This window comes from Stenotrophomonas sp. 2YAF22 (assembly GCF_052114665.1).
Taxonomy (GTDB): Bacteria; Pseudomonadota; Gammaproteobacteria; order Xanthomonadales; family Xanthomonadaceae; genus Stenotrophomonas; species Stenotrophomonas indicatrix.
Genome location: NZ_JBFRFE010000808.1, coordinates 1 through 1,557, shown reverse-complemented (window position 1 = coordinate 1,557; position 1,557 = coordinate 1). Strand labels below are relative to the sequence as shown.

Below are 1,557 nucleotides of genomic sequence, written 5' to 3'. Positions count from 1 at the left end.
ATCCTCAGCAAGCGCCGCGGCGCCAACGGCTATGCCTCGCTCAGCTACGACTTCGACAACGGCCAGCAGTGGTTCGCCGACGTGCAGCTGGGCTACCACACGATGTCGCTGATGCGCGATGTCACCAAGTGGGGCCGCATGGCCGCCGACGGCGATGAGTCGGGTTACTTCAAAAATGAAGCCACCGGCGAGATCGAGTTCTGGCAGCGCCAGTTCTCGCCCGAGGAAATGGGCGGGCTGGACAATGCGATGGTGCGCAGCACGCAGAAGACCTTCAGCGTGACCACCGGCTTCAAGGGCAACCTGACCGGCAACTGGGACTACGAAGCAGCACTGAGCCATTCGCAGTACCAGTCGCGGATCAGCTGGGCGCAGATCATCGCATCCAAGGCCAACGACCTGTTCCTGGGCCCGCAGCTGGGCGAGGACGAGGACGGCTTCCCGATCTACAACGCAGATCCGTCGCGCCTGTACCGGCCGCTGACCCGTGCCGAGTACGATTCGATCGCCGCACGCACCACCTATACGCCGAAGTCGCGCACCGAGACGGCTGCGTTGACCTTGACCAATGGGTCGCTGTTCACCCTGCCCGGTGGCGATGCCGGCTTTGCCGCGACGGTGGAAGTGGGCCAGCAGGCCTACGCGCTCAACCCGGACCCGCTGGCGACCGGCTATTACTACTACAGCTGGAAGGATTCGGACGGCAAGGGCTCGCGCAACCGCTGGGCGACTGCCGCCGAGCTGCGCATGCCGCTGCATGAGACGGTCAACCTGAGCGTGGCCGGCCGTTACGACCAGTATCGCTATTCGGGCCACACCATCGGCAAGGCGACCTGGAGCGGCGGCCTGGAATGGCGCCCGATCGACACGCTGCTGGTGCGCGGCTCGTACGGCACCGCGTTCCGTGCGCCGGATCTGCACTATGTGTTCGCCGGCCCGGGCAACGACGAGACCAGCGCGGAAGATCTGTACAACTGCCGCRCCGACGCCGCCGATGATTGCGCCGATTACGAGCGCAACGTGATCCGCAGCCGCAGTGGCAACCGCGAGCTGGAACCGGAAACCAGCACCTCCTGGAGCGCGGGCTTCGTGTGGTCGCCGGCCACCGGCCTGGATCTGTCGGCCGACTGGTTCAACATCGACATGCGCGACCAGGTGCAGGACATGGACGTGCGTACGATCCTGGCCAACGAAGCGAACTGCCGGCTGGGCAGAGCCGACATCGGCTCGCCGACCTGCGTGGATGCCCTGGCCCGCATCACCCGCACCGCCGACGGCCGTCTGTACGGTGTGCACGTCAATCCGATCAACGTGGCGCGCGAGTCCACCTCTGGCATCGACGTCGGCCTGCGCTACCGCCTGCAGACCGGCATCGGCGACTTCATCTTCAATGGCACCCACACCTGGGTGAAGAAGCATGACTTCCAGCGCTATGCCGGCGATGTGACCGAAGACCAGTTCGCGATCAACAGCGGCTTCGATATTCCCCGCACCAAGACCAGCGTCAGCGTGACCTGGGAAAAGGACGCCTGGTCGGCCACCGTGTACGGCTCGCGC

Annotated in this window: 1 protein-coding gene; it reads left to right on the top strand. The window is 65.3% G+C overall.

Annotated features, from left to right (window positions below; genetic code table 11):
* A partial coding sequence (locus AB4Y84_RS21305) for a TonB-dependent receptor domain-containing protein (RefSeq protein ID WP_442250891.1) occupies window positions 1–1,557 on the top strand: 1,557 nt, incomplete at both ends.